The organism is Roseococcus sp. SDR, from assembly GCF_019083995.1.
Classification (GTDB): domain Bacteria; phylum Pseudomonadota; class Alphaproteobacteria; order Acetobacterales; family Acetobacteraceae; genus Roseococcus.
Window position 1 is genome coordinate 217,670 of record NZ_JAHRCU010000005.1, and the last position, 22,138, is coordinate 239,807.

General features: G+C 70.2%; 26 protein-coding genes. 10 read left to right on the top strand and 16 right to left on the bottom strand.

All coding sequences use genetic code 11. The features are described 5' to 3' along the window. Positions 1-83: 83 nt before the first annotated feature. From KTR66_RS08040 to hisI, 6 genes are read right to left on the bottom strand one after another with little or no spacing between them, the layout of a single operon-like run. On the bottom strand, positions 84-770 hold the full coding sequence (locus KTR66_RS08040) for an ABC transporter ATP-binding protein (protein WP_213612049.1): 687 nt from the start codon (positions 768-770) through the stop codon (positions 84-86). Between the two features lie 30 nt (positions 771-800). Further along, positions 801-1,910: a lipid-A-disaccharide synthase gene (lpxB, locus tag KTR66_RS08045; protein WP_213612050.1), complete on the bottom strand. Its 1,110-nt coding sequence runs from the start codon at positions 1,908-1,910 to the stop codon at positions 801-803. Beyond that, positions 1,907-2,779 (bottom strand): carbon-nitrogen hydrolase family protein, encoded by an 873-nt coding sequence (locus KTR66_RS08050; RefSeq protein ID WP_213612051.1) that lies wholly within the window; start codon positions 2,777-2,779, stop codon positions 1,907-1,909. The genes lpxB and KTR66_RS08050 overlap by 4 nt, the downstream gene beginning before the upstream one ends. After that, a complete protein-coding gene (locus KTR66_RS08055; protein WP_213612052.1) occupies positions 2,776-3,360 on the bottom strand; it encodes a GNAT family N-acetyltransferase in 585 nt (194 codons plus the stop codon). The genes KTR66_RS08050 and KTR66_RS08055 overlap by 4 nt, the downstream gene beginning before the upstream one ends. Further along, positions 3,357-4,337 carry a GTP-binding protein gene (locus KTR66_RS08060; protein WP_213612053.1) on the bottom strand — a complete coding sequence of 327 codons (981 nt, stop codon included), beginning with the start codon at positions 4,335-4,337 and terminating at the stop codon, positions 3,357-3,359. The genes KTR66_RS08055 and KTR66_RS08060 overlap by 4 nt, the downstream gene beginning before the upstream one ends. Then, positions 4,334-4,759: a phosphoribosyl-AMP cyclohydrolase gene (gene hisI, locus KTR66_RS08065; RefSeq protein WP_213612054.1), complete on the bottom strand. Its 426-nt coding sequence runs from the start codon at positions 4,757-4,759 to the stop codon at positions 4,334-4,336. The genes KTR66_RS08060 and hisI overlap by 4 nt, the downstream gene beginning before the upstream one ends. A 44-nt stretch (positions 4,760-4,803) precedes the next feature. Here hisI and KTR66_RS08070 point away from each other — a divergent pair, with 44 nt between their 5' ends. Continuing rightward, entirely contained in the window at positions 4,804-5,256 is a 453-nt protein-coding gene (locus KTR66_RS08070) for a Fur family transcriptional regulator (protein ID WP_213612055.1), read from the top strand. Between the two features lie 3 nt (positions 5,257-5,259). Here the strand turns inward: KTR66_RS08070 and KTR66_RS08075 are convergent, their stop codons facing one another. Genes KTR66_RS08075 through KTR66_RS08090 form a run of 4 tightly spaced genes read right to left on the bottom strand, consistent with a single transcriptional unit; the run spans position 5,260 to position 9,129 of the window. Then, a complete protein-coding gene (locus tag KTR66_RS08075) occupies positions 5,260-6,933 on the bottom strand; it encodes an NTP transferase domain-containing protein (protein WP_213612056.1) in 1,674 nt (557 codons plus the stop codon). Next, the gene (locus tag KTR66_RS08080) at positions 6,930-7,619 is read right to left on the bottom strand and encodes an XdhC family protein (protein WP_213612057.1); all 690 of its coding nucleotides are present in this window, start codon (positions 7,617-7,619) and stop codon (positions 6,930-6,932) included. Before KTR66_RS08080 ends, KTR66_RS08075 begins: the two co-directional genes overlap by 4 nt. Further along, a complete protein-coding gene (locus tag KTR66_RS08085) occupies positions 7,616-7,930 on the bottom strand; it encodes an XdhC family protein (RefSeq protein WP_213612058.1) in 315 nt (104 codons plus the stop codon). Before KTR66_RS08085 ends, KTR66_RS08080 begins: the two co-directional genes overlap by 4 nt. Next, complete coding sequence (locus KTR66_RS08090; RefSeq protein ID WP_213612101.1) at positions 7,927-9,129, bottom strand: VWA domain-containing protein; 1,203 nt, start codon at positions 9,127-9,129, stop codon at positions 7,927-7,929. The genes KTR66_RS08085 and KTR66_RS08090 overlap by 4 nt, the downstream gene beginning before the upstream one ends. A 37-nt stretch (positions 9,130-9,166) precedes the next feature. Between KTR66_RS08090 and KTR66_RS08095 the strand changes: the two genes are divergently transcribed. Beyond that, a complete protein-coding gene (locus tag KTR66_RS08095) occupies positions 9,167-9,649 on the top strand; it encodes a hypothetical protein (RefSeq protein WP_213612059.1) in 483 nt (160 codons plus the stop codon). A 14-nt stretch (positions 9,650-9,663) separates the two neighbouring features. Here KTR66_RS08095 and KTR66_RS08100 read toward each other — a convergent pair whose 3' ends face one another. Together KTR66_RS08100 and KTR66_RS08105 are read right to left on the bottom strand one after the other, a co-directional pair. Next, positions 9,664-10,554 (bottom strand): MoxR family ATPase, encoded by an 891-nt coding sequence (locus KTR66_RS08100; protein ID WP_213612060.1) that lies wholly within the window; start codon positions 10,552-10,554, stop codon positions 9,664-9,666. Continuing rightward, on the bottom strand, positions 10,551-11,156 hold the full coding sequence (locus KTR66_RS08105; RefSeq protein WP_213612061.1) for a carbon monoxide dehydrogenase subunit G: 606 nt from the start codon (positions 11,154-11,156) through the stop codon (positions 10,551-10,553). Before KTR66_RS08105 ends, KTR66_RS08100 begins: the two co-directional genes overlap by 4 nt. 138 nt (positions 11,157-11,294) lie before the next feature. On the opposite strand from KTR66_RS08105, the gene KTR66_RS08110 reads away from it, so the two are divergent. The 4 genes from KTR66_RS08110 (at position 11,295) to KTR66_RS08125 (ending at position 15,305) form a co-directional block, all read left to right on the top strand. Further along, complete coding sequence (locus KTR66_RS08110; protein ID WP_249731942.1) at positions 11,295-12,686, top strand: sodium:proton antiporter; 1,392 nt, start codon at positions 11,295-11,297, stop codon at positions 12,684-12,686. Positions 12,687-12,736: 50 nt separating this feature from the next. Next, on the top strand, positions 12,737-13,654 hold the full coding sequence (gene prpB / locus KTR66_RS08115; protein ID WP_213612062.1) for a methylisocitrate lyase: 918 nt from the start codon (positions 12,737-12,739) through the stop codon (positions 13,652-13,654). Between the two features lie 65 nt (positions 13,655-13,719). Next, positions 13,720-14,823, top strand: a complete 1,104-nt coding sequence (locus KTR66_RS08120; protein WP_213612063.1) for an acetoin utilization protein AcuC — start codon at positions 13,720-13,722, stop codon at positions 14,821-14,823. An 8-nt stretch (positions 14,824-14,831) separates the two neighbouring features. Next, on the top strand, positions 14,832-15,305 hold the full coding sequence (locus KTR66_RS08125; protein WP_213612064.1) for a DUF192 domain-containing protein: 474 nt from the start codon (positions 14,832-14,834) through the stop codon (positions 15,303-15,305). Positions 15,306-15,365: 60 nt separating this feature from the next. Here the strand turns inward: KTR66_RS08125 and KTR66_RS08130 are convergent, their stop codons facing one another. From KTR66_RS08130 to KTR66_RS08145, 4 genes are read right to left on the bottom strand one after another with little or no spacing between them, the layout of a single operon-like run. Next, positions 15,366-15,560, bottom strand: coding sequence for a hypothetical protein (locus tag KTR66_RS08130; RefSeq protein ID WP_213612065.1), 195 nt, complete (start codon positions 15,558-15,560; stop codon positions 15,366-15,368). Positions 15,561-15,596: 36 nt separating this feature from the next. Continuing rightward, positions 15,597-15,803: a hypothetical protein gene (locus tag KTR66_RS08135; RefSeq protein WP_213612066.1), complete on the bottom strand. Its 207-nt coding sequence runs from the start codon at positions 15,801-15,803 to the stop codon at positions 15,597-15,599. Then, on the bottom strand, positions 15,803-16,789 hold the full coding sequence (locus KTR66_RS08140; protein WP_213612067.1) for a dipeptidase: 987 nt from the start codon (positions 16,787-16,789) through the stop codon (positions 15,803-15,805). Before KTR66_RS08140 ends, KTR66_RS08135 begins: the two co-directional genes overlap by 1 nt. After that, positions 16,786-17,808, bottom strand: a complete 1,023-nt coding sequence (locus KTR66_RS08145) for a histone deacetylase family protein (protein WP_213612068.1) — start codon at positions 17,806-17,808, stop codon at positions 16,786-16,788. Before KTR66_RS08145 ends, KTR66_RS08140 begins: the two co-directional genes overlap by 4 nt. A gap of 66 nt (positions 17,809-17,874) precedes the next feature. On the opposite strand from KTR66_RS08145, the gene KTR66_RS08150 reads away from it, so the two are divergent. The 4 genes from KTR66_RS08150 to KTR66_RS08165 are packed head-to-tail and all read left to right on the top strand — an operon-like array spanning position 17,875 to position 22,136. After that, positions 17,875-19,164 carry an ArgE/DapE family deacylase gene (locus tag KTR66_RS08150; protein WP_213612069.1) on the top strand — a complete coding sequence of 430 codons (1,290 nt, stop codon included), beginning with the start codon at positions 17,875-17,877 and terminating at the stop codon, positions 19,162-19,164. Then, positions 19,157-20,410, top strand: a complete 1,254-nt coding sequence (locus KTR66_RS08155; protein WP_213612070.1) for a Zn-dependent hydrolase — start codon at positions 19,157-19,159, stop codon at positions 20,408-20,410. Before KTR66_RS08150 ends, KTR66_RS08155 begins: the two co-directional genes overlap by 8 nt. Beyond that, the gene (locus KTR66_RS08160) at positions 20,407-21,639 is read left to right on the top strand and encodes a Zn-dependent hydrolase (RefSeq protein WP_371819054.1); all 1,233 of its coding nucleotides are present in this window, start codon (positions 20,407-20,409) and stop codon (positions 21,637-21,639) included. Before KTR66_RS08155 ends, KTR66_RS08160 begins: the two co-directional genes overlap by 4 nt. Beyond that, on the top strand, positions 21,636-22,136 hold the full coding sequence (locus KTR66_RS08165; RefSeq protein WP_213612072.1) for a GNAT family N-acetyltransferase: 501 nt from the start codon (positions 21,636-21,638) through the stop codon (positions 22,134-22,136). Before KTR66_RS08160 ends, KTR66_RS08165 begins: the two co-directional genes overlap by 4 nt. Positions 22,137-22,138: the final 2 nt, after the last annotated feature.

The following is a 22,138-nucleotide window of genomic DNA, read 5'->3' on the forward strand; positions in this document are numbered from 1 at the left end:
GGCATTCGCCCTCCGTCGATCGGGGGCGGGCTGCGCCACCGATTCACGCCTCCGGGCATTCGCCCTCCGTCGATCGGGGGCGGTCATGCGTGCTCCAGCGCCATCTGGTTCTCGAGGCGCCCCTGCTTCAGCACGAGCCGGCGGCGGCAGCGGGCGGCGACCCCGGGATCATGCGTGATGATGAGCACCAGGACGCCCAGCTCCCGGTTGATCTCCTCGAAGAGGCCCATGATCTCGCGGCTCACGGTCGGGTCCAGCGCGCCGGTGGGTTCGTCGGCCAGCAGGATGGCGGGCTCGCCCACCAGGGCGCGGGCGATGGCGACGCGCTGCTTCTGCCCGCCCGAGAGCATGTTGGGCACATGGTTCAGATGCTGGCCGAGGCCCACGCGTTCCAGCATCGCCTCGGCGCGGCGGCGCGCCTCGCTCTCGGGCGTGCCGCGATACATCAGCGGCAGGGCCACGTTCCGCCAGGCATTGAGGCGCGGCATCAGGAAGAATTGCTGGAAGACGAAGCCGATCATCTTGTTGCGCATGGCCGATTGCGCATCCGCCTCGGCTGCCAGCACATTCTCGCCGCGGATGCGGTAGGTGCCCGAGCTTGGGCGATCCAGCAGGCCCACGATGTTCATGAAGGTCGTCTTGCCCGAGCCAGAGCCGCCCATGAGCGAAACCAGCTCGCCGCCGGCAAGGTCGAGATCGATGCCGTGCAGCACCGTGCGCTCGGTCGGGCCGATCTTGAATTTTCGGGTGATGCCGCGGAGTTCAAGCATCCGGGAAGGCTAGCCGAGCGCGCGGCCGCGTCAAAGCTGTCTCAGGACCGCCTCGGCCGCCGCCTCGCTCGGCAGCCCGTGTTCGGGGCGCAGGCGAGCGAGCGCCCGGGCGAAGCCGTCCCTCTGCCGGGCCACGGCTTCGTCCTCCTCGAAGAGCTGGGTGAGCCCGGCCGAGATCCGCACCGGCTCGCAATGCGGCAGCAGGAATTCGGGCACCACCGGCTCGTCCAGCAGCAGGTTCACGAGGCTCGCATATTTCAGCCGGAACAGGCGGCGGATGATGAAGTTGGAGACCGGGTTGAAGGTATAGGCGATGACATGCGGCAGGCCGGCGACGGCGGCCTCGAGCGAGGAGGTGCCGGATTTGATGAGGCCCGCCCGGGCGGCGGCGAAGGCATCCGCCTTCTCCTGCGGGCTGCGCACCATGCTGACCGGGCGTCCCCATTCCGCCGCCCGCGCCCGCACCGTCTCCTCCACCGTGCCGGCGAGCCCGATGATGGGGTGGATGTCCTCCGGCAGGCGCTTCAGCGATTCGGCGAAGATGGGCAGCAGGCGCTTCACCTCGCCGCGCCGGCTGCCGGGCATGATGACGAGGCGGCGGCCGTGGCCTGGGGCGTGTTCGGCCACGCCATGCGCGGCCTCGCTCTCCAGGATGGGGTGGCCCACGAAATCCACCGGGATGCCGGCCGCCTCGAAGATCGGCGCCTCGAAGGGCAGAAGGGCCAAGATGCGGTCCACCTGGCGCGCGATCTTCTTCACCCGGCCCGGCCGCCAGGCCCAGACCTGGGGGGCGACGTAATGGATCACCGGAATGCCCAGGTGCCGGACGCGCTCGGCGAGGCGGAGCGTGAAGCCCGGGCTGTCGATGGTGATGATGAGGCGCGGGCGGCGGGCCGTGACGTCGGCCACCGCCTCCTCCATGCGCCGCTTGAGGCGGAAGATGCTGGGCAGCACCTCGGCCAGCCCCATCAGCGCCAGCTCGCGGATGTCGAAGAGGGACGAAAAACCCTGCTCGGCCATGCGCTCGCCGCCGATCCCGGCGAATTCCAGCGAGGCATCGCGGATGCGCAGCGCCTTGATGAGGCGCGCCCCCAGAATGTCGCCCGAAGCCTCGCCGGCGGCAATGTAGAGCAGGGTCATGCGAAAACGGCGGGGGCTGGGCGCGGGATGGGTGCGCGCGGCCAATCGCGGTGGTTGCGGACCGCGCCATCGGCGCGCACGGCATCCAGCCGAGATGCGTCGAGATCGGTGAAGAGAAGGCCCGGCGCATCGAGCGGATTGGCCGCCACCAAGCCATCTTCCGCGAAACCGCGATCCACCGGGCCGAAGACGCTGGCCGCGCCGTGGTTTTCGTCCAGCGCCACCGAGGCCGCGAAGCCGCCGACGGTCGGCGCCAGGGCCACGAAGCACTGGTTCTCCATGGCGCGGGCGGCGGCGCCGATCCGCACACGGTGGAAGCCGTGCAGCGTGTCGGTGCAGGTGGGCACCAGGATGAGCCAGGCGCCCGCTTCCACCTGGGCGCGGACGAGCTTGGGGAATTCCGCATCATAGCAGATGGCGATGCCGAGCAGACCCCAGGGGGTCTCGAAGACCAAAGGCGGCGCGCCGGAGGAGACGCCCCAGCGCTCATCCTCGAAGCGCGTCATCATGCGCTTGTCCTGGAAGGCGAGGCGACCATCGGGCGCGATCAGTGGCGCACGATTGATGATGCGGGCACCGTCCCGCATCGGCAGCGTGCCGGGCTGCAGCCAGAGGGCATGGCGGCGGGCCGCCTCGCGCATCGCGGCCAGGATGGCGTCGGCCTGCTCGACCATGGCGCGCAATTCGGTCGCCGCATCCGGCGCGCCCCCGGCCAGAGCGGCGCCGAGTTCGACGCAGGCATATTCGGGCATGTGCAGCAGGTCGGCGCCCGCGCGCTTCGCCTCGGCGGCCCAGTGGTCGAGCTTCGCCGCATAGGCCGCGAGGTCCGGCGTCGGCTCGACCGGCCAGGCCAAGGTGGCGAGCCTCATGTCAGCGACTTCACCCAGAAAGAAAGGGAATGCGGCGACGGCCGCTCATCGCCGATCTCGGTCCAGTCGAAGATGCAGGAGAGCTCCGGGTGATGCGTGTAGCCGCGCTTGCGCCAGAAACCGTCGAGTGGCGTGTAGCTGGCCGGGCGGCGTGGGTCGTTCATGTTGCGGACCACGGCGCAGAAGGTCGCCCAGGGGAGGCCCAGGCTTCGCGCATGCGCCTCGCGCGCCGCGAAGAAGGCGACGCCCAGGCCCTGGCCGCGATAGGGCTGGAGCAGGACGGACTCGCCGAAATAGGCATATTCCAGCGGGTTCCGGCCCGCCGCCTCGAAGCAGGCGCGCACCGGGCCATGCGTGGCCGCCATGGGCTGGCAGGTGGCCGCCCCCACGATGTCGGTGCCGTCGAACGCCAGGATCACCGCCGCGCCCTGGTCCTCGGCATAGTGGCGGAGATAGCGCGCTTCCTCGCCCTCCGGCGCCTGATAGAGGTAGGGCCATTCGGCGAAGACGGCGGCCCGCAGCCGGGCCAGTGCGGGCACATGCGGCAGCAGGGCCGCGCCCGTGACGGTCTCGATCTTCATGCGGCGGCCTCCAGGAAGGCGCGCAGCCCATCCTCCACCACGCGCGGCTCCAGGTCGCGCAGGATGAAGACGAGGCGGCTCGAGCGGTCATCGCCCTCGGGCCAGGATTCCAGCATGCGGGGCGGGTGGAAGCTGTGCTGCACGCCATGCATCACCACGGGGCCCCGCTGGCCGGCGAGGTTCAGCACGGCCTTCATGCGCAGCATGTGGGCGCCTTGGGTCATCGCCATCATCTCGAGATAGCTGGCCACACCCTCCCAGGGGAGCGGCGCTTCGAAGCGCAGGCAGAGGGCCCGGATGCGGGAGTCATGCCGATTCACGTCATGGTGGTGGTGATGGTGGTGATGCCCGGCGGCGGCGATCCAGTCGCTGATCTGCGGCAGCTTGCCATCGGCGGAGAAAGGCCCCGCGTTGATGAGCTGCGCGGCCGACACCTCACCTGTCAGGATGGGCGCCATGGGGTTCAGCGCGGCGAGGCGCGCGACCAGCGGCGTGGGGTCGGCGAGGTCGGTCTTGGTGATGACGAGGCGGTCCGCGACCGCGGCCTGGCGCAGCGCCTCGGGCTGTTCGTCCAGCGTGGCCATGCCATGCACGGCGTCCACCAGCGTCACCACGCCATCCAGGCGGTAGTCGCGCAGCAGCAGCGGGTCGCCCATCAGGGTCTGCAGGATGGGGGCGGGGTCGGCCAGGCCCGTGGTCTCGATCACGACACGCGCGATGGGCTGGGGGCGGGCGGCCAGGTCCCTGAGCGCGCGGGAAAGGTCGCCCCGGATGGTGCAGCAGAGGCAGCCGGCGGCGAGCAGCACCGTGTCCTCGTCCAGGCGTTCCACCAGCAGGTGGTCAAGGCCGATCTCGCCGAATTCATTGATCAGCACGGCGGTGCCGGCCATCTCGGGCTGGCGGAGCAGCCGGTTGAGCAGCGTGGTCTTGCCGGCGCCGAGGAAGCCGGTGAGCAGGGTGACGGGGATCTGGTTCATGTGCCGTAGAGGCTTTCGGGGCTGACGAGCGGGGCCGCGATCTCGGTGAGTTCGCCGCCGCGCGGGGCAAGGAAGAAGCAGTTGCGCCGGCCGGTGTGGCAGGCCACGCCCTTCTGGTCCACCAGGAGGAGCAGCGTGTCGCCATCGCAGTCGAGGCGGAGATCCACCACGCTCTGCACCTGGCCCGAGCTCTCGCCCTTGCGCCAGAGGCCGCCGCGGCTGCGGCTGTAGTAGCAGGCGCGGCCGGTGGCGAGTGTCTCGTTCAGGGCTTCCGCATTCATCCAGGCCATCATCAGCACCTCGCCCGTGTCATGCTGCTGGGCGATGGCGGGCACCAGGCCGCGCTTGTCGAAGCGCACGGCGGCGAGGAGGCGGGCGCGGGCATGCGGATCGGGGATCGGAAGGGGAGGGGTGCCGGTCATCAGGATGCACTATATGGCATTGCGGAACCGCGAGTGAGGCCCCGATGGAGATCGAAGCGACCCTGGACCGAGCGGCTGAGCAATGCGCGGCGCGCGGGGCGCAGTTGACGCCGTTGCGCCGGCAGGTGCTGCGCCTCGTGCTCGCGGCCGGGCAGCCCATGGGCGCCTATGCGCTGCTGGACAAGCTGCGGGAGGAGCGCGGCGTGGCCGCCCCGCCCACGGTGTATCGCGCGCTGGATTTCCTGCTGGAGCAGGGGCTGATCCACAAGCTGGAGCGGCTGAACGCCTTCCTCCCCTGCATCGAGGCCGGCCATGCGCATGCCGGGCATGAGCACCAGCACCAGTTCCTGATCTGCGGCCGGTGCGGCGGCACAACGGAGCTGACCGATCATGCCGTGGCCCATGCGCTGGAGGCGGCGGCGGCGCGGGCCGGCTTCAAGCCCGGGCGGATGACGGTGGAGGTGGAGGGCACCTGCGCCAAGTGCCAGGCGGGGTAGGGCCTACCCCTTCTTGCCAGAGCCCCCCTTGGTGAAGCCGGGCGCCGTCTTCAGCGAATCCACCGTGTCGAAGTCGCGCAGCACGCCGTCATCGGCGACCTCCACCTCGATCAGCCGGTCGGCATGCTTGCCCACCAGTTGCCGGGCGCCGACATCGCCGGTGATGGCCATCATCTCGGGCAGGAACTCCCGGCCCCAGAGCACCGGGTTGCCCTGCTTGCCGCGGAAGGTGGGCTGGACGATGGCGCGGCCCTCCTCCGGGTCGAAGGCGGCGAGAAGCCGGGCCATCACGGCGCCGTCCACCAGCGGCATGTCGCCCAGCGCCACCAGCACGCCCTCGGGCTCGGGCGGCAGGGCGGCGAGGCCGGCCTTGAGGCTGGCGGAGAGGCCCTCGGCGTAATCCTCGGCATGGACGAACTGGATCGGGCGGCCGGACAGCGCTTCCTCCACCCGCTCGCGCTCATGCCCGGTGACCACGAGGACGGGCCGCACGCCGGAGGCGATGACGTTGTCCACCACGCGCGTCACCATCGCGACGCCTTGGGAATCAGCCACCAGCAGCTTGTTGAGGGGCGCCATGCGGCGCGAGCGGCCGGCGGCCAGCACCAGGCCCGCCACCTGGCGCGGGCGGCGCGGCGCATTGGCCACGGGGGCTGATTGCGGCGCCTTGGCGCGGGGCAGGGGCCGTGTCTCGATCTCCTTCAGAAGGCCGCCGACACCCATGCCCATCACGTCCCGCGCGCGGACGGAGAGCCCGGCGAAGAGGCGCTGCAAGACCCAGTCGAAGCCGTTGAGCTTGGGGCTCCGCGCGCAGCCGGGCAGGACCATGGCCGGCACTTCGCTCCCCATGGGGCCCACCGCGCCCAAGCAGATGAGGTTCCCCGGGTCCACCGGCATGCCGAAATGCTCGATGCGTCCGCCCGCCTTCACGATGGCGGCGGGCCCGACATCGCGCCGGTCCACGGTCGCCGAGGCGCCGGCGATGAGCAGCATCTCCGCCCCCTGGCGCAGCAGGCGGCGCAGGGCTTCGGCCGTGGCACCCGTCTCGTGGCGCACACGCTCCACCGGCAGCAACCGGCCCATCAGCGCCTCGATGCGGGCACCCGTGACCTCGACAGCGCCTTCCATCACGCTTTCCTTCACGCCGGGCAGTTCGGTGAGCACGAGGCCCACCTTGAGCGGGCGGAAGGGATGCAGCGTCAGCAGCGGTTGCTGCCGCAGCAGCACCTCGGCCACGCCCAGGGCGGGGCCCGGCACGGCGAAGGGGATGATCTTCAGCGTGGCCAGCATCTCCTTGGGCTGGACCACGCTGAAATTGGGCAGCGTCGCCAGCGTGATGCTTTCATCCAGCGCGTTCAGCCGATCGACCAGCGCGGCATCCACGGTGAGCAGGCCGGTGGTCTCGGCCAGCAGGTTCACGCGCCCCGTGGCGGCCCGGCTGCGGGCGATGAGGGGGGAGAGCAGGGCATCGGCCAGGCGGCTGGCCGCTTCATCTTCCGGCACGTCACCCTGGCCGAGGCGCGCCGCGATCACCTCGCCGTGATTGGCGGCCCGCAGGGCGGCCACGGCATCGGCGTCCAGCACCGTGCCCTTCTTCAGCACGCGATCCTTCAGGCGGACACTATGCGCGAGGATGGCGCCCTCGGCCTCGTCCAGCGGGGTTGGGCCGAAGATCAAGCCTTTGCCCCCTTTTGGCCGCGCCGCCGCGCCACGATCTGCGCGATGATGGAAAGCGCGATCTCGGGCGCCGTCACCGCGCCGATATCGAGGCCCACGGGGGCCGCGATGCGCGCGATGGCAGCCTCGTCATGGCCGAGTTCCCTCAGCCGCTCGACACGCTTCGCGTGCGTCCGCTTGCTGCCGAGCGCGCCGATGTAGAAGGCCGGGCTCTTCAGCGCGACATCGAGGGCCGGGTCGTCGAGCTTGGGGTCATGCGTCAGCGTGACCACGGCCGTGCGGGCATCGGGCGCAAGCGCGGCCATCGCCTCGTCCGGCCAGTCATGGTTCAGCGTCACGCCCGGGAAGCGTTCCTCCGTCGCGAAGCTGCCGCGCGGGTCGATGACGGTCACCGCGAAGCCCATGGCCGCACCCAGCGGCGCCAGCGCCTGCCCCGCATGGACCGCGCCCACGATGATGAGGCGCAGCGGCGGGTTGAAAGGCTGGATGAACCAGCTCTCGCCATCCTGCGCCAGCGTCGCCGTCCGGTCGGAGTTCAGCGCCTGCTGCGCGGCATCGGCCAGGGCGCCGGGCAGCGCATCCTCGGGCCAGAGATGCTGCTCTCCATCGGAAAGCCGCGTCAGCAGCACGACGGAGCGCTGCGCGGCGCGTGCCGCCTGCAGGCGGGAGAGAAGTTCCGGTGTCATCCGAGCTTTTCCACGAAGACCTTGAGCTTGCCGCCGCAGGCCAGGCCCACCTCCCAGGCGCGCTCATCCGAGATGCCGAAATCGAGCAGTTGCGGCTTGCCGTCGCGCATGGCCTGCATCGCGACATCGGCGACGGCGCCCTCGATGCAGCCGCCCGAGACGGAGCCCGCCATGCGGCCCGAGGCGGTGATGGCCAGCATGGAGCCGGCCGGGCGCGGGCTGCTGCCCCAGGTCTCCACCACCGTTGCCAGGGCCACTTGTTCGCCGGCTGCGGCCCATTCGGCGGCGGTGGTCAGGATATCCTCGCTCATCGGCGCTTCCTCTCTCCCAAGGCCTCGATCAGCTCGCGCAGGCTCGCGAGGTTATGGACCGGGCGGAATTCGTGGACATGCGGCAGCATGGCCTTGATGCCCTGGGATTTGGGTTGGAACCCGGCATATCTCAACAGGGGGTTCAGCCAGATCAGCCGCCGGCAGGAGCGTTTCAGCCGGTCGGTCGCTTCGGCGAGGCCCCGCCCGCCCTCGCGGTCGAGGCCGTCGGTGATCAGCAGAACCACCGCACCCTGGCCCAGCACGCGTCGGCCCCAGTCATGGTTGAAGCGTTCCAGCGCCTCGCCGATGCGCGTGCCGCCGGACCAGTCGGGCACCATGTGCGAGACCATCTCGAAGGCGATCTCCGGGTCGCGGTGCTTGAGCTGGCGCGTGATGTTGGAGAGCCGCGTGCCGAACAGGAAGGAATGCACGCGCTCACGGTCATTGGTGACCGCATGCAGGAAGTGCAGCAGGACCTGGGCGTAGCGCGCCATGCTGCCCGAGATGTCGCAGATGGCGACGAGCGGCGGCGGGCGGGTGATGCGGCGGCGGCGCAGGATGCTCCGGAACTCGCCGCCCTGGCGGGTGGTGGCGCGCAGCGTCGCGCGCATGTCCACGCGGGGGCCGAGGGGGTCGGTGCGGAAGCGTCGGGTGGGGCGCTCATCCAGCGGCAGGACGAGGCGGCGGATCTCCTGCTTGGCGGCGGCGATCTCGGTGGCGCTCATCGCCTCGAAATCCATGGTCTGCAGGCGTTCGCGCTCGGAGACGGTCATCGCCGCGTCGAGCTGACGGGGCTGCTCCTCCGGCTTGGGCGGCGGAGGCTTGGGGCGGTCACCCGCCATGGCCTCCGCGATGCGCCGGCCGCCGGGCTTGGACTTCTCCTCGGGCTTCTGCGCCTCCATCAGGGCAAAGGCCGCCGCGGCGGCCGCGCGCTCCGGATCACGCCAGAAGAGGTCGAAGGCGGCGTCGAAGATCTCGGCCTGCTCGTGGCGGCGGAGCAGCGTGGCCTTCAGCGCCGCGCGGACGCTGGCCTTGTCGCCGAGTTCGATGAGTGTCAGCGCCTCGGCCGCCCCCAGCGCATCGCCGGGGCCGACCTGCATCCCCGCCCGCCGCAGGAGGCGCACGAAGGCGAGCAGGTTGGGCGCCAGCGCCGCCGATGCCTCGACGGAACGTTCCGCACCCCTTGCGCCTGGAATCATCACGGCCCTAGGCTCCGCTCAAGGTTGAGGAGCCAACATGAAAACTGTTCTGTCCGCGCTCGGTGCAGCGCTGCTGTCCTGCGCCCTGATGGCGCCCACCGCCCAGGCCCAGCGCCGCGACGAGAAGGTCGGCCGCGTCGGCAATGTGGATATCGTGCGCGTCTGGGAGGGTGGGCGCTTCGACCGCTGCTACGGCCTGGTGCCAGGCATCGAGGGCGGCTTCCGCGTCTTCTGGAATGTGGGGCGCAACTACATCATCACCGCACCCGGCGTCGGCACCGGGCAGGCGCTGGCGGTCGCGGTCACCACGCCGCGCGGCATGGTCCAGACGCGCGGCCAGATCGCGGGCGGGCGCACCGTCGTCACCCTCAACAACCAGGAGGCGCAGCAGATCATGTCCCTGCGCGGCCGCTTCGAGGTGGATGTGCAAGGGACGATCTTTCCCTACCAGCTTCAAGGCACGACGATGGAGCAGGTTTTCGTCGCGGTCGAGAACTGCGCCCATCGGAACCGGACCTAGCCCGGCGGCCCCCGTCACGCGGGGGCGCGGCTTTCCTCGATCAGGCGCGCCGCCTCCTCGCCCTTCAGCTTGGCGATGTCGTCCTGGTATTTGAGCAGGACGCCGAGCGTCGCATCCACCGAAGCCGGCTCCAGCTCGCGCGCGTTGAGCGCCGAGAGGGCGTTGGCCCAGTCGATGGTCTCGGCCACGCCGGGCAGCTTGAAGTAGTCGCCCTCACGCAGCTTCTGCACGAAGGCGACGACCTGGGCCGAGAGCGTCTCGGCCACCTGGGGCGCGCGGAGCGCCAGGATGGCGCGCTCCCGCGCCGCATCGGGGTAGTCCACCCAGTGGTAGAGGCAGCGCCGGCGGATGGCGTCATGCACCTCGCGCGTGCGGTTCGAGGTGATGATCACGACCGGCGGCGTCGCCGCGCGCAAGGTCCCGAGTTCGGGCACGGTGATCTGGAAATCGGCCAGGACCTCGAGCAGGAAGGCCTCGAAGGGCTCATCCGCGCGGTCCAGCTCATCGATCAGCAGGACGGCGGGCTCACCTTCGAGCGCCTGGAGCAGCGGGCGCGATTCGAGATAGCGCCGGTCATAGATCGAGCGCTCGATATCCGCGACATTCCCCGCGACCTCCGCCAGGCGGATGGCCATGAGCTGGCGCGCATGGTTCCACTCATAGGCCGCGGCCGAGAGATCGAGCCCGTCATAGCATTGCAGCCGCACCAGCTTGCGCGGGAGCTGCGCCGCCAGGACCTTGGCGATCTCCGTCTTGCCGGTGCCGGGCTCCCCTTCCAGGAAGAGGGGCCGGCCCATGCGCAGCGCCAGATGGACCGTGGTGGCGAGGGCCGTATCCGCGACATAGCCGCCCGCCGCGAGCAGCCCCGCGGTGGCCGCCACGTCGGCGGGCAGGTTCTGGCTCACGTGGAGAGGAAGATCAGGTAGAGCACCCAAAGCATCGCGCCGCTGCCGAGCCAGAAGAAGAGAGGCATGCCCATGAACTCCGTGGGGATGAGAGAGAAGATGGAAAGCGCGGCCGGCGCGGGGGCCGGGGCGGGTGCGGTGCCGGGTGCCGCGTCAGCCTTCGGGGCCAGGCTTGCCGCGAAGCGGTCGAAGAACTGGTCGGCCATCTGCTTGGCGGTGCTGTCGATCAGGCGGGCGCCGAGCTGCGCCATCTTGCCGCCGACCTGCGCCTTCACGCTGTATTTCAGCAGGGTCTCGGTGGGGCTCACCGCCTCCAGCGCCACATCCGCGCCGCCCTTGGCGAAGCCCATGGCACCGCCATTGCCCTCGCCGCTGATGGTATAGCTGGCGGGCGGGTTGAGGTTCTCAAGCTTCACCTTGGCCGAGAACTTCGCCGCCATGGGGCCGATCTTGATGGCGAGCTTCGCCGTCAGCTCGGTGTCCGAGAGCTTTTCAATGGATTCGCAGCCGGGAATGGCGGCCTTCAGCGCCTCGGGGTCGTTCAGCGCTTGCCAGACCAGCTCGCGCGGCGCGGCAATCTGCCGCTCGCCATGCATTTCCATGTGGATACTCCGCCAATTCGCCCCGTTATTAGGGGCGGGGGGGCCGGCGCGCAAACCCCCCTCCCGTGCTCCCTTCGCCAATTGACGGCGCCCGGCAATCCGGGAAAAGACCTTAACGGTCCTGACGGGAGCTTCATCTTGCGCGCTGCGATCCTCGCCCTCCTGCTCGCCAGCCTGGCCGCTCCGGCCGAGGCGGCCGCGATCGACGGGCGGCAGCTCGGTCTCATCTGGACGCTGCCCTTCGTGGGCATCCTGCTGTCCATCGCGCTCATGCCCATCCTGACGCCGGGCTTCTGGCACCACCATTACGGCAAGGTGGCGGCCTTCTGGGGGGCGATCTTCCTGCTGCCCTTCCTGATCGTCTTCGGGCCCGCGATGGCGGGGCAGGAGGTCGTCTTCGTCCTGGTGCAGGAATACATCCCCTTCATCGTCCTGCTGCTGGCGCTCTACACCACGGGGGGCGGCGTGCTGCTGCGCGGCACGCTGGTCGGCACGCCGCTGACCAACACGGCGCTGCTCGCGATCGGGACGGTGCTGGCGAGCTTCATGGGCACGACCGGCGCCTCCATGCTGCTGATCCGGCCCGTGCTGCGGGCCAATCAGCACCGCACGCGCAAGGTGCATATCTTCGTCTTCTTCATCTTCCTGGTCTCCAACATCGGCGGCAGCCTGACGCCGATCGGCGACCCGCCGCTCTATCTGGGCTTCCTCAAGGGCGTCTCCTTCTTCTGGCCGACGACGCACCTCTTCCTGCCCTTCCTCTTCTGCGCCGTGATCCTGCTGGCGATCTTCTACACGCTGGACAGCATCCTCTACGCCCGCGAGCCCAAGCGCCCGGCGGACACCGCGCCCCGCGAAAAGCTCAGCATCGAGGGCTGGCCCAATGTCTGGCTGATCGGCGTGGTGGTGCTGGGGGTGCTGCTGCAGGGCATCTGGAAGCCGGGCGACGTGCAGATCCTCACCGAAAGCGTGGGGCTGGAGCGGATCGTCGCCATCGGGATCTTCCTCGGCGTCACGCTGGTCTCGATGCTGATCACCTCCAACGCGCTGCGCGAGGCCAATGGCTTCGCCTGGGGGGCGATGGCGGAGGTGGCGAAGCTCTTTGCCGCCATCTTCCTGTGCATGGGGCCGGTGCTGGCCATCCTGAAGGCGGGCCCGGAAGGCTCGGCCGCCGGCTTGGTGGCGCTCACCTCCGACGGTTCGGGCGCGCCCATCCCCTGGGTCTATTTCTGGATGTCGGGCGTGCTGTCGAGCTTCCTCGACAATGCGCCGACCTACCTTGTCTTCTTCAATCTGGCGGGCGGCGACCCGAACCACCTGATGACGCAGGGGGCGGCGACACTGACCGCCATTTCCGCAGGCTCGGTCTTCATGGGGGCCAACTCCTATATCGGCAATGCGCCCAACTTCATGGTGAAGGCCATCGTTGAGGAGAATGGCGTGCGCATGCCGTCTTTCTTCGGCTATTGCGCCTGGGCCTTGATCTTCCTCGTGCCGCTCTTCGTGCTGGTGACCCTCATCTTCTTCTGAGGGCGGGCTCGGTCTAAACTGTGGCCAACCGTTAGAGGAAGGCCACAAAGATGCCCTATGTGATCGGCGCCGATCTGCCCCGTGAACCCGCCGGGGAGCGCTTCCGCGCCCTGCTCGACCGCCCCGAGATCCTGGGCATGCCTGGCGCGCATCTCGGCCTCGCCGGGCTGCTCGCGAAGAAGCATGGCTTCGAGGCGCTGTATCTCTCGGGGGCGGCCATGTCCGCCTCCATGGGCCTGCCCGACCTCGGCATGATCACCATCGAGGATGTGTGCTTCTTCATCCGCCAGGTGGCGCGCTCCACCGGCCTGCCGCTGCTGGTGGATGGCGATACCGGCTATGGCGAGGCGCTGAACGTCATGCACATGGTGCGCAGCTTCGAGGATGCGGGGGCGGGGGCGGTCCATCTGGAAGACCAGCTGCTGCCCAAGAAATGCGGCCACCTGAACGACAAGAAGCTCGCCAGCGCCGATGAGATGTGCGCGAAGGTGGCCGCCGCCCATCGCGCCCGCCGGCATCTCTACATCATCGCCCGCACGGATGCGGTGGCGAGCGAGGGGATGGACGCCGCGGTCGCCCGTGCCCAGCGCTACCTCGATGCCGGCGCGGATGCGATCTTCCCCGAGGCGCTGACCACGGTGGAGATGTTCCGCGAGTTCCGCGCCCGCATGCCCGGCGTGAAGCTCCTGGCCAACATGACCGAATTCGGCCGCACGCCCTTCCTGACCAAGGAGGAGTTCCAGGCGCTGGGCTATGACATGGTGATCTGGCCGGTGACGCATCTGCGCGTGGCCGCCAAGGCCTGGGACCAGCTCTATGCGCAGATCGCGGCCGAGGGTGGCGCGCAGGGGGCGGTGGACCGCATGCAGACCCGCGCCGAGCTGTATGAGACCATCGGCTACCACAAGTATGAGGAGCTGGATGCGAGCCTGGTGCGGACCATCATCCCGACGGCGATGCCGCAGTAAGGCCGGGCCGGCGCCCATGAAAGGGGTCTGGGGCCAATGGCCCCAGCCGCCGGAGGCCCTTTTTCTTGCCTGACCCTCTCCTGATCGGCTCGGAGATCTACCGCCGTTCCACCTACGGCCCGAAGCATCCGCTGGCGATCCCGCGCGTCTCCACGACGCTGGACCTGATCCGCGCGCTGGGCTGGCTCCATCCCGCGCAATATCGGGACAGCCCGATGGCGAGCGTCGAGCAGCTCACGCGGTTCCACGATCCGGGCTATATCGCCGCCCTCCAGCGGGCCGAGGCGGCGCAGGGCGTGGATCCGGAGGATCGCGAGCGTTACCGCATCGGCGCCGATGGCAACCCCGTCTATCGCGAGGTCTTCCGCCGCCCGGCGACCAGTGCGGGCGGCGTGATCCTGGCGGCGCAGATCACGGCGCCAGGCGGCGTGGTGCATGTGCCGGGTGGCGGCACGCATCACGGCATGCGTGATCGCGCCAGCGGCTTCTGCTACGTGAATGACGCTGTGCTCGGGCTGATGGAATGGCTGGGGCAGGGGCTGACGCGCATCCTCTACCTCGACATTGACGCGCATCACGGCGATGGCGTGGAAGTCGCATTCCGCGACGAGCCGCGCGTGACGACGCTCTCCATTCATGAGGCGGGGCGCTGGCCCTTCAGTGGCAGCGCGCATGCCGCGCCCCATGCGCTGAACCTGCCCGTGCCGCCGGGCTTCAACGACAGCGAGCTGCGCGCCCTGCTGCACCAGCTGGTGCTGCCGCTCATCGCGCGGCTGCGGCCTGAGGCGATCATGCTCCAATGCGGGGCCGATGCGCTGGAGGAGGACCCGCTGGCGCGGCTCTCGCTGTCGAACAATGCGCATGCGGAGTTCATCGCCGCGGTGATGCACGGGGCGCCGCGCTTCATCCTGCTGGGTGGCGGCGGCTACAATCCCTGGACAGTCGCGCGCTGCTGGGCGCGGGGCTGGGCGGTGCTGAACGGCTTGCCGGTGCCCGCGCGCCTGCCGGCGGCGGCGGAGGCGGTGCTGCGGGCGCTGACCTTCCACCGCGCCGCCGGCCGGAACCCGCCGGAGCACTGGTTCACCACCCTGGCGGACGAACCGCGCGAGGGGCCGATCCGCGACGAGGTCCGGGCCCTTCTCGCGCTCGGGCTCGAAGCTGTGGCATGATGCCCGGCATGAAGCGCCTCCTCCTTGCCCTGATCCTCCTGATCCCCGGTCTGGCGTCCGCCCAGCCCGGCGTGGACCGCCCGCAGCCACGCCTGGCGGAGGAACCGATGGTGATCGTGACCCGCGACGGCACGCGCCACGCCTTCCGCGCCGAGATGGCGATCCAGTCGCCCGAGCAGATGATCGGCATGATGTTCCGCACCAGCATGGCGCCGGACGAGGCGATGATCTTCGATTGGGGCGCCCCGCGCGAAAGCAGCATGTGGATGCGCAACACGCTGATCCCTCTCGACATGCTCTTCGTCGCCGCCGATGGCCGGATCCATCGCATCCATGAGCGCGCGGTGCCGCAGAGCCTCGCCACGATTGACAGCCGAGGCCCGGTGCGGGCCACGATCGAGGTGCCGGGCGGCACGGCGGAGCGGCTGAACCTGCGCGTGGGCGACCGCGTGCTGCAGCGGATCTTCGGCAACGCGCCGTAGCTTACAGGCGGCTGATTCACGTCCTTGGCGATGCCGCCAAGGACGATCAGACGCCACGATCTATCGCGGCAGCCGCGAGGAGTGATGGTCGGCGATGCGCCAGAGGCCATCGCCGCCCCGCACCATCACCATGCTGAAGCGGGATGGCTCCTCGCTCATCGCGCCATCCGCCGCGCGGCGCAGGAAGGTGTCGTGGCCCGAGGCGACCGCGACGCCAGGCGCCAACTCGCGTAGCGCGAACTCCCCGAAGCGCACGTCAATGCCCGCGGCCCCGGGTCGGATGCGCGCGAACTACGCGGTGATGGCGGCGCTGCCCACGGTCTGCTCGCGGCTGACCGAGCTCCACAGCCGCGCATCCTCCGTGTACGGCGCAGCCGCGCGGGCACCGTCATTCGTCGCATAGGCGAGCGCCCATTCGCGCGGCAGCGCGGCCGGATCCGGGGCGGCGGCCTGCGCCGTCCCGATGCCGGCCAGCAGCAGGGCGAGGGCGGCACGCATCACGCCGCCGCCCGCAGCACCTGGCGCCAGACGCGGAGAAAGTTGCCGGACCAGAGCAGGCCGATCTCCCGCGGGCCATAGCCGCGCTTCTCCAGTTCCGCCGTGATGTTCTGCGTTTCTGCCGCGCTGGACCAGCCGGCGACGCTGCCGCCTCCGTCGAAGTCCGACGAGATGCCGACGTGATCCAGGCCGATGCGGCGGATCGCATGCTCCACATGATCCACCAGGTCGGCGACGCTCGCCTGGGTCACGCCGTTCGCACCGGGTGCCTTGAGGAAGGAGGCAACGGCGGTGATCTGCGCCACGCCGCCCACGGCGCGGATCATGTCGAGCTGCTCGTCATCGAGGTTGCGCGGATGGGCACAGAGGGCGGCGCAGGCGGTGTGGGTGACGGCGATGGGCGTGCGGGAGAGTTCCGCCGCCTGCATCATCCCGGCCTTGGAGACGTGGGAGCAGTCGAGCATCAGCCCCACGCGGTTCATCTCCGCGATGGCGGCGCGGCCCAGCGCCGAGAGGCCGCCATGCTCTTTCTCGGCATCATTCAGGTTCTTGCGCGGGCGTGCGCTGTCGGCCAGCGCATTGTGCCCGTCATGGGTGAGCGTGAGGTAGATGGCGCCCAGCCGCCGCCAGGCCGCGATGCGCGCCAAGTCATGCCCCATGGCATAGCCGTTCTCGACGGCCGAGAGCACGGCGGGGATGCCGGCGGCGAAGCTCGCCTCCAGCTCATCCGGCGTCGCGCAGAAGCGGGAGGCCACGCCATCGGCGCGGGCGCGGATATGGCGCAGCATGGCCTCGGCGCGGGCGCTGGCCGCGGCGTGGCCTGCCAGGTCGCGCGCGCCCTGGCCGACATAGGCGATGAAGACCGCCCCACTCATCCCGCCGCGGCGCATCTTGGGCAGGTCCACGCATTGGTTGGTCTCGCTGAGCCAATCCGGCGTCTCGGGCCAGCGGATGTCGATATGCGTGTCGAGCACGAGGGGGGTCATCGCGCGTCTCCGAAGCCGGTCAGGAAGCGTTCAAGCAGGCTCCCCAGGATGTCCACATTGTAGCCGCCCTCCTGGCAGATGGCGGTGGGCAGCCGGAGCGCGCCGATCGCGGCCCCGGCGCGGGCGAAGCCATCGGCCGTGACCTTCAGCGCGGCCAGCGGCTCGAACTCGCTGGCGTCGAAGCCGAGCGGGACGACCAGCGCCTCGGCACCGAAATCGCGGATGGCGGCGATGCCTTGGGCGAGCGCGGCCAGCCAGCCCGCATCGCCCGTGCCGAAGGGCTGCGGCAGGTTGAGGTTGGCGGCACCCGTCTCCTCCGCGAAGCCGACATACCAGGGGTAGTAGCGGCCCGGGTCGGCATGCAGCGAGACGGTCAGCACATCCTCGCGCTCCCAGAAAATGCCCTGGGTGCCGTTGCCGTGGTGGCTGTCGATGTCGAGCACGGCGACGCGCTTCGCCCCCGCATCGCGCAGGCGCTGGGCGGCCAGCGCGCTGTTGTTGATGTAGCAATGCCCGCCGGCGCGGCCCGCATAGGCGTGGTGGCCGGGCGGGCGGCAGAGGGCATAGGCGCTGCCACCCGTTGCCGCCACATCGGCCGCGGCGAGTGCGCAGCCGGCAGCGCCGATCGCGGCCGTCCAGGTGCCGGGGCCGATGGGGCAGGCGGTGTCGGCCGTATGCGCGCCGGCGCGGGCAATGACATGCGCGGGCTTGCGGCTGGACTGCGCCAGCATCTCGGGCGTGGGGTGGATGTTGGCGACGATCTCGCGCCCCGCTTCCGGCAACGCCGCCCATTCGGCGGCCGCGTGTTCCAGGAAGTCGAGGTAATCGGCCGTGTGCAGGGTGAGCAGCGCGGCTTGGGTCGCGGGCGGCGGGATCTCCGGCTTGAGGCCGAGCGTGTCCAGCCCCGCCCGCAGCGAGGCGGCGCGGGCGGGCACCTCGTAATTGGCGCGGACCTGGCCGCGCATGAGGAAGAATTCCGGCGCGTGTCGCGCCTCGTCCGGGTGATGAAAGGCCTTCATGCGCAGGATTGAAGCCTGCCGGCGGGGCCTCGACAACCTCGCGCGGCCCCGCCCATTCTGCAGGGCATGACCTCCCTCGATGCCGGCGCGCGACGCGCCATTCTGGACGCCTGCGATTCGCTGCGTGACGAAAGCCTGGACTGGCTGTTCCGCCTGGTCCGCTGCCCCTCCACCCTGGGCAATGAGGCCTCGGCGCTGAACGAGATGGAGCGGCTGTACCGGCATCTGGGCCTGACCCCCCAGCGCATCCCCACCGACCCCGCGAAGCTGGCCGACCACCCGGGCTTCTCGCCGCCGCTGATCGATTATGCGGGCCGCGACAATGTGGCGGCGATCCATCGCCCCAAGGCCGCCAAGGGCCGCAGCCTGGTGCTGCAGGGCCATGTGGATGTGGTGCCCGAAGGGGCGGCCGACATGTGGGAGACACCGCCCTATGCGCCGACCATCCGGGGCGGCCGCGTCTATGGCCGCGGCGCGGGCGACATGAAGGCCGGCATCGTGAGCTACGCCATGGCCTTCGCCGCCTTGAAGCGCGCGGGTCTGCAGCCGGCCGCCGAGGTGCAGATGCAGGCGGTGATCGAGGAGGAATGCACCGGCAATGGCGCGCTCGCCACCATGCTGGCGCTGCCCAAGGCCGATGGAGTGATCATCCCCGAACCCGGGCCGGGGCTGGATGCTCTCTACACGGCCGAGGTCGGCGTGGTCTGGGCCTGGGTGACGGTGAGCGGCCGGCCCGCCCATGTGCGGGACATGCAGGCCGGCATCAACGCGATCGAGGCCGCCAACATCATCGCCGGCGCCTTCAAGGATTACGAGGCCGAGCGCAACCGGGGCGAGAACATCCACGCCGCCTTCCATGGCGTGAACCATCCGGTGAATGTGAACCTCGGTACCATCACGGGCGGCGAGTGGAATTCCTCGGTCGCGACCCGCTGCCGCATCGGGCTGCGGGTGGGCGTGATGCTCGGCTATTCGGCGCGGCAGACCAAGGCGGATATCGAGGCGCTGGTGGCCAAGGCGGCCACGCATGAGCGGCTGCGCGGCGCGCAGGTGAAGCTGGAGTTCAAGGGCTTTCTCGCCGATGCCTGCGTCTTCCCGAAGGACACGGCGATCAGCGCGCTCGCCCAGCGCAGCTATGCCGAGGCGACCGGCGGCACGCTGCGGGACTATCCGGCGACGGGGCTCACCGATGGCCGGCACTTCGTGCTTTACCAGGGCACGCCCTGCGCGGTGTTCGGGCCGGATGCGCAGGACATTCACGGCATTGACGAGAGCGTGGGCGTGGAGAGCATCCACGGCATCACGCGCAGCATCGCGCTGACCATGGCGGAATGGTGTGGGGTCGAACATGCATAATTTGCCGCTGAGTGGCCCCCGCCTCTGGGACAGCCTGATGGAAATGGCGAAGATCGGCGGCACGGCGAAGGGCGGCTGCAACCGCCAGACGCTGACCGATGTGGATGCGCAAGGCCGCGCGTTGTTCCAGCGCTGGGCGGAGGCGGCGGGCCTGACGATGACGGTGGACCGCCTGGGCAACATGATCTTCCGGCGCGAGGGGCGGAACCCCAGCCTGCCGCCGGTCGCCATCGGCAGCCATCTCGACACCCAGCCCACGGGCGGGAAATTCGACGGCGTGCTGGGCGTGCTGGCGGGGCTTGAGATCATGCGCGCGCTGCACGAGGCGGGGGCCGAGACCGAGGCGCCGCTTCTGCTGATCAACTGGACCAATGAGGAAGGCTCGCGCTTCTCGCCGCCCATGATGGGCAGCGGCGGCGCCATGGGCATCTTCACCGAGGCCGAGATCCTGGCGAAGCGGAGCCCGGACGGCGCCGTCTTCGGCGAGGAGCTGCGCCGCATCGGCTGGCAGGGAGCTGCGGACCCCGCGGAGCTCCAGAAGGTCGGCCATTACCTCGAACTCCATATCGAGCAGGGCAAGCTGCTGGAGGATGAGGGTTTCGACGTGGGCGTCGTCACCCACGCGCTGGGCCAGACCTGGTTCGAGGTGGTGGTGGAGGGCGAGGAGGCGCATGGCGGCTCGCCCATGGCCGGGCGGCGCGATGCGCTGATGGCGGCCGCCCCCCTGATGAGCGCCGTCGAGGAGATCGCGCTCACCACCCTCGCCCCCTCCGGCGAGAAGGGGCGCGGCACGGTGGGCGTCGTCGATATCTACCCCTCCAGCCGCAATATCGCGCCCAGCCGCGTCTTCTTCACCATCGACATGCGCCATGGCGACCCCGCCGCGCTGGAGGCGATGGAGACGAGGCTGCGCGCCCGCGCCGAGGAGATCGCGCTGGCGCGCGGCGTGACCATCACCGTCACGCGCTTCTGGCACTCGCCGCTCACGCCCTTCGACCCCGCGCTCATCCAGCGCGCACGCGACAGCGCCACGGCGCGCGGCTTCAAGTGGCGCGACATTCCGACCGGCATCGGGCATGACGCGGTCTATATGGCGCGGCGCGTACCCACCGTGATGGTCTTCTGCCCCTGCCATGGCGGCCTCAGCCACAACGAGGCCGAGAGCATCACGCCCGAATGGGCGACGGCGGGGATGCTGGTTCTGGCCGATGCGGCGCTGGCCACCGCGGGGCTGGTGCGGACGTGAACCTGCCGCTCTCCACCGAGCGCCTCTGGGCGCGGCTGATGGAGATGGCGGCGATCGGCCCCATTCCGGGCGGCGGCAACAACCGCCCGGCGCTCTCCGCGCTGGATGGAGAGGCGCGGGCGCTGCTGGCGCGCTGGGGTGCCGAGATCGGGCTGACGCTCTCCGTGGATCGCCTCGGCAACATGGCGCTGCGGCGCGAGGGCAGGGACCCGACGCGCAAGCCCGTGCTGGTGGGCAGCCATCTGGACACCCAGCCCACCGGCGGCAAGTTCGATGGGCCCTATGGCGTGCTGGCTGGCCTCGAGATCCTGCACGCTTTGCACGAAAGCGGCACGGAGACCGAGGCGCCCATCATCCTGGTGAACTGGACCAGCGAGGAGGGCTGCCGCTTCAGCCCCTCCATGATCGGCGCCGCCGGCGCCATGGGCGTGCTGAGCGAGGCGGAGGTGCTGGCCCGCCCCGCGCTGGATGACGGGCAGCCCTATGGCGAAGCGCTCGCCGCCACCGGTTGGGCCGGCCCGGCCGACCCCGCAGGCTTGCAGGACGCCGCCGCCTATTTCGAAGCGCATATCGAGCAAGGCCCGGTGCTGGAGGCCGAAGGGTTTGACCTCGGCATCGTCACCGGCGGCTTCGCCACCGAGCGTGCGCTGGTCACCGTCACCGGCGAGACCAGCCATGCCGGCACCACGCCCATGGAGATGCGGCGCGACGCCGTGCTGGCCGCGGCCGAGATGATCACGGCGGGCGAGGGCGTGCTGCACCGCATCGCCCCCGAGGCGCGCATGACGATCTGCCGCTTCCTGGTGGAGCCCGGCGCGGATGGCGTGGTGCCGGGCCAGGTGCGCTTCGCCTTTGAATACCGCCACCCCTCGGACGCCGTGCTGGCGCAATTGCTCGGCGAGGCCGACGCCGCCATGGCGGCCATCGCCACGCGCCGTGGCCTCTCCGTGAAGCGCGAGCCCTATTGGAGCTTCGCCGCCGTGCATTTCGACGCGGGCCTGGCGCAGCGCCTGCGCGCCAGCGCCGATCGCCACGGCTTCCGCCACCGGGACATCCTCTCGGGCGCGGGGCATGATGCCTATCACGCGGCGGCGTGCATGCCTGCCGTCATGCTCTTCATCCCCTGCCATGGCGGCATCAGCCACCATCCGAGTGAATCCATCTCCCGCGACTGGGCGGAGAAGGGGCTGCGGGTGCTGGCCGATTCCGTGCTGGAGACGGCGCGGTGACGCCCATCCTGACCAGCGAACGCCTGACACTGCGCGAATTCCGCGCCGAGGATTTTGCGCCCTTCGCCGATTTCTGGGCCAGCGAGGCCTCGCGCTTCGTGGGCGGACCCTGCGGCCGCGCCGATGCCTGGCGCCGCATGGCCATGTATGCCGGGCACCGCGTGCTGCGCGGCTATGGCATCTGGGTGCTGGAACTCACGGGCGAGGGAAGCGTGGTCGGCCAGGCGGGCCTCTGGTTCCCCGAAGGCTGGCCCGAGCCCGAGATCCATTGGACGCTCTTCCCCGCCCATCAGGGCCGCGGCTACGCCACCGAGGCGGCGCGCGCCATCCGCCGCCACGCCCGCGATGACCTCGGCTTCACGCGCCTCGTCAGCTGCATCGAACCCGCGAATGATGCCTCCGTCCGGGTCGCGCGCCGGCTGGGCGCGACGCGCGAGGGCAGCGTGACGGTCCCGCCGCGGGTCATGGATCTCTATCGCCACAACATGGATTTCTGAAC